General features: G+C 62.7%; 6 protein-coding genes. All 6 read left to right on the top strand.

The window, feature by feature from the left end:
* The coding region (ntrB, locus tag ACEK02_RS13305; RefSeq protein WP_371422161.1) for a nitrate ABC transporter permease at window positions 1-470 on the top strand (470 nt) is incomplete at its 5' end.
* A gap of 25 nt (window positions 471-495) precedes the next feature.
* Window positions 496-1290, top strand: a complete 795-nt coding sequence (locus ACEK02_RS13300) for an ABC transporter ATP-binding protein (RefSeq protein WP_371422160.1) — start codon at window positions 496-498, stop codon at window positions 1288-1290.
* Between the two features lie 74 nt (window positions 1291-1364).
* Complete coding sequence (locus ACEK02_RS13295) at window positions 1365-1790, top strand: globin family protein (protein ID WP_371422159.1); 426 nt, start codon at window positions 1365-1367, stop codon at window positions 1788-1790.
* 85 nt (window positions 1791-1875) lie between these two features.
* Window positions 1876-2301, top strand: a complete 426-nt coding sequence (locus ACEK02_RS13290; RefSeq protein WP_371422158.1) for a globin family protein — start codon at window positions 1876-1878, stop codon at window positions 2299-2301.
* A gap of 9 nt (window positions 2302-2310) precedes the next feature.
* A complete protein-coding gene (locus tag ACEK02_RS13285) occupies window positions 2311-3528 on the top strand; it encodes an NAD(P)/FAD-dependent oxidoreductase (RefSeq protein WP_371422157.1) in 1218 nt (405 codons plus the stop codon).
* Window positions 3528-6233 (top strand): molybdopterin-dependent oxidoreductase, encoded by a 2706-nt coding sequence (locus ACEK02_RS13280; protein WP_371422156.1) that lies wholly within the window; start codon window positions 3528-3530, stop codon window positions 6231-6233. The genes ACEK02_RS13285 and ACEK02_RS13280 overlap by 1 nt, the downstream gene beginning before the upstream one ends.
* Window positions 6234-6235: the final 2 nt, after the last annotated feature.

Below are 6235 nucleotides of genomic sequence, written 5' to 3'. Positions count from 1 at the left end.
TCCAGGTGCTGCGCACGATCCCGCCGCTGGCCTGGCTGCCGCTGGCGCTCGCCGCCTTCCGCGACGGTCAACCCTCGGCGATCTTCGTGATCTTCATCACCTCGATCTGGCCGATCATCATCAATACAGCCGTCGGCATCCGCAACATTCCGCAGGACTATCGCAACGTCGCCGCAGTGGTGCAGCTCAACCCGGTGGAGTTCTTCTGGAAGGTCATGCTGCCATCGGCTGCGCCCTATATCTTCACGGGTCTGCGCATCGGCATTGGCCTGTCATGGCTCGCCATCATCGCGGCCGAGATGCTGATCGGCGGCGTTGGCATCGGCTTCTTCATCTGGGACGCCTGGAATTCCAGCCATATCAGCGAGATCATCCTGTCGCTGTTCTATGTCGGCATCATCGGGTTCGTGCTGGATCGCGTGATCGCGGGCCTCGGCAAGCTGGTCACTCACGGCACGTCTGTCAGTTAATCAGGTCAGCCAAGGAGACAATGTCATGACGCCATATCTGAAGCTCGACCATGTCGACAAGGTCTTCACCCGCGGCAAGGTCTCGTCCGAGGTGCTGAAGGACATCAACCTCGATCTCGGCAAGGGCGACTACGTCTCCATCATCGGCCATTCCGGTTGCGGCAAGTCGACGATGCTCAACATCATCGCCGGCCTGACGCGTGCAACCATCGGCGGCGTGATCCTCGAGGGGCGCGAGGTCAATTCGCCAGGTCCGGATCGCGCCGTCGTGTTCCAGAATCACAGCCTGCTGCCCTGGCTGACGGTCTATCAGAACGTCCGCCTTGGCGTGGACAAGGTATTTGCCAAGACCAAGTCGCGCGCCGAGCGCGACGAATGGACGATGCACAATCTCAACCTCGTGCAGATGACCCATGCCAAGGACAAGCGTCCCTCGGAAATCTCCGGCGGCATGAAGCAGCGCGTCGGCATTGCCCGCGCGCTGGCCATGGAGCCGAAAGTGCTGCTGCTCGACGAGCCGTTCGGTGCATTGGACGCGCTGACCCGCGCGCATCTGCAGGACTCGGTGATGGCACTGCATCAGAAACTCGGAAACACCATCGTCATGATCACCCATGACGTGGACGAGGCCGTATTGCTGTCGGACCGCATCGTCATGATGACCAACGGGCCATCAGCGACCATCGGCGAAGTCCTCGACGTGCCGCTGGAGCGTCCGCGCAAGCGCCTCGAACTGGCGAGCAACGCCGTCTATCTCGATTGCCGCAAGCGCGTACTCGAATTCCTGTATGAGCGCCACAAATTCGTCGAGGCCGCGTAAGCATCTTATTACCTCTTGACTTCCGAGGGTAAACCGAATGAATGCGGCTCAGACTTTCCGGATAGCTGCAAATCATGACTCGTTCGATAGGCCTGACGCGCGAAGAAATCATGCGCGTGCAATCCTCATTCGATCAGATGTGGCCGAACTCCTCGGTCATGGTGGATCTGTTTTATGCGCGGCTGTTCGAAACATTGCCGGAAACGCGCCCGCTCTTTCGCGGCGATATGGCGCAGCTCAAGCACAAGTTCATCGCGACGCTAGCGGTGATCGTCGGCAGTCTCGACAACATCACAGGCCTGCTGTCAGTGATTGGCAAGCTCGCGAAAGACCACGTGCATTATGGCGTGGAGGCCGCGCACTACGAGCCAGTCGGCGAGGCACTGTTCTGGAGTCTGGAGCAGGGACTCGGCGAGCGCTGGACGCCCGAGGTCGAGGCCTCGTGGCACAAGGTCTACAAGTTCCTGTCGGTCCGCATGATTTCTGCGGCCTATCACTAGAATCACATCGCATTTTATCGCGCGCTGAACATTTGCTCACGCGGCGCGACACACAAGCTCACCTTCCACTGCAAGGAGAGTTAGCATGAATGCGTCCGACGTCGCTCTGGTTCAGGATAGTTTCAAGAAAGTCGCGCCGATCTCCGACGTTGCTGCCGATCTGTTCTACGGCCGTCTCTTCGAAATCGCCCCGCAAGTGAAGCCGATGTTTCGCGGCGACATGAAGGAGCAGGGCCGCAAATTGATGGCGACGCTTGGCGTCGTCGTCACCGGGCTGACGCGGCTTGAAACTGTGCTGCCTGCCGCAAGTGCACTCGCCAAGCAGCACGTGGCCTATGGCGTGAAGGCCGAGCACTATCCGATCGTCGGCGGTGCGCTGCTGTGGACGCTGGAGAAGGGCCTCGGCGACGCCTGGACACCTGAGCTCGCGAGCGCCTGGACCGCGGCCTATGGCACGCTGTCCGGCTACATGATTGCAGAAGCCTACGGCACCGCGCAAGCGGCTGAGTAAGGACATGGTGTGAGCGAGCCGCTGGTTATTATTGGCAATGGAATGGCAGCGGCCCGGCTCGTGGACGAGCTGGCAAAATACGCGCTCGGTCGTTATGCCATCGCCGTCGTCGGAGACGAACCGCGGCTTGCCTACAATCGCGTATTACTGTCGTCGGTGTTGGCCGGTGAGGCGACATCGCAGGAAATCGAACTGAAGCCTGCCGCCTGGTGGCGGGACCGTGGCGTCACGCTGAAATACGGCGCAACGGCAACTGCCATCGATATGGCCGTACGCGAAGTCACGACATCGACCGGCAAGCATGTGCCGTTCTCGAAGCTTGTCATCGCCACAGGCTCATCGGCGCTGCGGCTGCCGGTGCCGGGCGGCGACCTCAAGGGCGTGCATGTGTTTCGCGACAGTCGCGATGTCGATCTCCTGCTCGAACTCGCTGCACGGAGAAAGCGTGTTGTCGTGGTGGGTGGCGGCCTGCTTGGCCTCGAAGCGGCCTATGGCCTCGCCAAAGCCGGCGCCGAGGTCACGCTGATCCATCTGATGGACCGGCTGATGGAGCGTCAGCTCGATGCGCCTGCAGCGAACCTCCTGAAGACGCTGGTCGAGCGCAAGGGCATCAGGATTTTGCTGAATGCCAACACGGCGCGTATTCATGGCAACGATTGTGTCGAGAGCGTTGAGCTCGCCGACGGCCGCACGCTCGATGCGGACGCCGTGATCTTCGCCGCCGGCATCCGCCCCAATATATCGCTGGCCAAGGACGCCGGCATCGCCGTCAATCGCGGCATTGTCGTCAACGACCAGATGGCGACCGGCACCGGCGACGTCTTCGCGCTCGGCGAATGCGCCGAACATCGTGGCACCTGCTATGGCCTTGTCGAGCCCGCTTACGAACAGGCCAGGGTGTTGGCGCGCCATCTCGCGGGCAAGGCTGCTGCCTATACAGGCAGCGTGCTCTCTACCAATCTGAAGGTCTCCGGCGTCAGCGTTTTCTCCGCTGGGGATTTCATGGCGGGCGAAGGCAGCGAGACGCTGCTGCTCAATGATGTCCGCCGCGGCACCTACAAGAAGCTGGTGATTGCGGATGGCGCGCTGACCGGCGCCGTGCTGGTGGGCGATACGCAGGATGCGCTGTGGTATCTCGAACTGATCCGCAGCGGTCAGGGCGTCGCCGATATCCGCGCTGACATCATGTTCGGTCGCGCGCTGGCCATCCGTGCGGAGGCGGCGTGATGAACGCGATCGATCCGCATCTGCATGCCACGCGCACCACATGTCCTTACTGCGGTGTCGGTTGCGGTGTGCTGGCAACGCCGGACGGCAACGGTGGCGCAGCGATTGCGGGTGATCCCGCGCATCCCGCCAATCTCGGCCGGCTTTGTTCGAAAGGATCGGCGCTCGGCGAAACGCTGAGCCTCGACGAGCGCCTGTTGCATCCGATGATGCGCGGCGACGATGGCGAAATGGTACAGGTCGCCTGGAGCGATGCGCTGGATCATGTCGCGGAAGGTTTTCGCAAGACCATCGCCGAACATGGCCCCGGTGCCGTGGCCTTTTATCTCTCCGGCCAGTTGCTGACGGAGGATTACTACGTCGCCAACAAGCTGATGAAGGGCTTTCTCGGCAGCGCCAATGTCGATACCAATTCGCGGCTCTGCATGGCCTCGTCCGTGGCCGGCCACAAGCGTGCGTTTGGCGCCGATACGGTGCCGGGGTGCTACGAGGATCTTGATCAGGCGGATCTGCTGGTGCTGGTCGGCTCCAATGCCGCCTGGTGCCACCCGGTGCTGTATCAGCGCATGCTGGCCAACAAACAGGCACGGGGCGCACGCATCGTCGTGATCGATCCGCGTCGCACCGATACGGTCGGCGATGACGATCTGTTTCTTGGTTTGAAGCCCGGCACTGATACGGCGCTGTTCAGCGGGCTGTTCGTCTATCTCGCCGACAACGACGCGCTGGATCAGACTTACATCGCCGAGCACACCGGGGGCTTTGAGGAAGCGCTGGCGCGGGCTCGGACCATCGCCGGCAGCGTGGTTGCGACAGCCAGAGCAACCGGGCTTGACGAGATCGATGTCGCGACCTTCTTCCAGATGTTCAAGGCGACGCCGCGGGTGGTCACGCTGTATTCGCAGGGCGTCAACCAGTCGGCGCAGGGCACCGACAAGGTCAATGCAATCCTCAACTGTCATCTGGCGACGGGACGCATCGGCAAGCTCGGCGCGTCACCGTTCTCGCTGACCGGCCAGCCTAATGCCATGGGCGGCCGCGAGGTCGGCGGCCTCGCCAACCAGCTTGCCGCCCATATGGGTTTCACGCCACCGGATATCGACCGCGTGCGCCGGTTCTGGAAGGCGCCGCATATCGCCACCCATGAAGGCCTCAAGGCCGTGCAGATGTTCGAGGCCATCGGCCGTGGCGAGATCAAGGCGTTGTGGGTGATGGGCACCAATCCCGCCGTGTCGCTCCCGGACGCGGACGCCGTGCGCGCGGCGCTGAGCAAGCTTGATCTGTTTGTTGTGTCGGAGAATGTGCGCTCCAACGACACCGTCAATGCCGGAGCCCATGTGCTGCTGCCGGCGCTGGCCTGGGGCGAGAAGTCCGGCACGGTGACGAATTCCGAGCGCCGCGTGTCACGGCAGCGCTCGTTCCTGCGCGCGCCGGGCGAGGCGCGTCCGGACTGGTGGGCGCTGAGCGAAGTCGCCAGACGCCTGGGCTATGGCGCATCCTTCGCCTACACATCGGCCGCGGAGATTTTCCGCGAGCATGCCAGCCTCTCGGCCTTCGAGAATAATGGCCATCGCGATTTCGATATTGGCGGGCTGATGAAGGTCTCGGATGAGGCCTTCGACACCATGGCGCCGGTACAATGGCCGGTGCGGGAGGGGACGACGAAGCCGCAGGCACGGTTCTTTGCCGATGGCCAATTCTACGCCAATGACCGGCGCGCGCGTTTCATCGCGCCGGAAGTGCCGGAGCTGCGCACGCAGGTGTCGGCCGAGCGGCCGCTGCGGCTGAACACCGGCCGCGTGCGCGACCAGTGGCACACCATGACGCGCACGGGCCTCAGCCCGCGGCTCGGCCAGCATATTCCGGAGCCCTTCGTCGAGATTCATCCCGATGATGCTGCGGCATGCGGGATCGTCGATGGCGGTCATGCCCGGCTGACGACTGATTACGGCGAATGCATATTGAGAGTTACTGTCAGCGAACGCCAGCAACCCGGCATGCTGTTCGCGCCGATCCACTGGAACGACGAGACCGCCGGCTTCGCACGTGTCGGTGCACTGATTGCACCGATCACCGATCCGTTTTCCGGCCAGCCCGAGAACAAGGCGACGCCGGTGTCCATCACGCCTGCGGTGTTTGCGCAGCGCGGCTTCATACTCTCGCGCAGTCCGCTGGAAATGCCGTTCGGTGTGCAATGGGCGCGCGTCGCCGTCACGGGCGGCGTCGGCTATCTTCTGTCTGACAATACCGATGTCGAGACCTGGCAGAGCTGGCTGACGCCGTTGCTCGGCGATGATGCCGCTGAATACGAAGACACCGGCCAGGGTGTGTATCGCGCGGTGTCGTTCAAGGATGACCGGATCGAGACCTGTCTGTTCATCGGCCCGACCGAGGGGGCGCTCTCTTGGGATGCCGTGAAGGAATTGTTCGCCGCCGAGACCGTCAGCGACGACCAGCGCCGCATGCTGCTCTCTGGAAAGTCCGCCGATGGCGCTGCGAGTGCAGGGCCCATCGTCTGCGCCTGCTTCGGCGTCGGCCGCAATACGATCTGCGATACCATTGCAGCCGGTGCAGGGACGGCGGCGGACATCGGCGCGAGGCTCAAGGCCGGCACCAATTGCGGCTCGTGCATTCCGGAGCTCAAGCGCCTGATCGTGGCGAGCGAAACGGCGCCGGATGAGAAGAGGAAGGTGGCTGCGAGTTAACT

Source organism: Tardiphaga sp. (assembly GCF_041424195.1).
Classification (GTDB): domain Bacteria; phylum Pseudomonadota; class Alphaproteobacteria; order Rhizobiales; family Xanthobacteraceae; genus Tardiphaga.
This window is presented reverse-complemented; position numbering and strand designations above follow the sequence as displayed.

Coding starts and splice junctions, on each gene's coding strand:
- ACEK02_RS13295 (WP_371422159.1), top strand. CDS start 1,365: ATGACTCGTTCGATAGGCCTGACGCGCGAAGAAATCATGCGCGTGCAA.
- ACEK02_RS13280 (WP_371422156.1), top strand. CDS start 3,528: ATGAACGCGATCGATCCGCATCTGCATGCCACGCGCACCACATGTCCT.
- ACEK02_RS13300 (WP_371422160.1), top strand. CDS start 496: ATGACGCCATATCTGAAGCTCGACCATGTCGACAAGGTCTTCACCCGC.
- ACEK02_RS13290 (WP_371422158.1), top strand. CDS start 1,876: ATGAATGCGTCCGACGTCGCTCTGGTTCAGGATAGTTTCAAGAAAGTC.